At 68.2% G+C, this 487-nt stretch carries 1 protein-coding gene; it reads right to left on the bottom strand.

Going from position 1 to position 487, the window contains the following annotated elements; genetic code table 11:
* Nucleotides 1–487: DUF6531 domain-containing protein (locus F3J40_RS24635; protein WP_240155605.1), on the bottom strand; the 487-nt coding region annotated here is incomplete at both ends.

Genomic DNA, 487 nt, shown 5'->3' with positions numbered 1-487 from the left:
ACGCTGTACAGCGCCCCGTCAGGCTCCGGCAGGGTAAAGCTGAGCGTGCGTCCGCTCTGCTCGTGCCAGGTGGCCCGGTCGCCCTCCAGCAGGATCACTTCGTCAAACAGCGTGGACCAGCCGGGGCCGTGCATCCCGCAACGGGGGTTGAGGCTGTTGTAGCAGCGCTGCCAGCGCAGGGGAAAATGCGCCGGGGCGGTAAAGTCGAGATCTGCCTCGTCGTTGAGGACCTTAACGCCGGTCGCCGCGTGCACCGGGTTGCCCGACGCAAACACGTGGCTGAACGCCGCATCCGCCGCCATCCCTGCCGCCGCCGCCGCGAAAATACAGGACATATTGCGCAGGAGGCTGCCCGGCCGTCCGCGTATCAGCCCCAGCGCCAGCGGCACCAGGTTCAGCCCCGGCTGCTTGCCGCTGAGGATGTCGCGCACCACCAGCGGCTTGCCGCCGATAATCACGTTGGGCGACACCGTGCCGCCCACCTTGC

This window comes from Candidatus Pantoea multigeneris (assembly GCF_011752615.1).
Classification (GTDB): Bacteria; Pseudomonadota; Gammaproteobacteria; order Enterobacterales; family Enterobacteriaceae; genus Pantoea; species Pantoea multigeneris.
The sequence above is the reverse complement of the archived record's forward strand: the minus strand, read 5'-3'. Positions and strand labels throughout refer to the sequence as shown.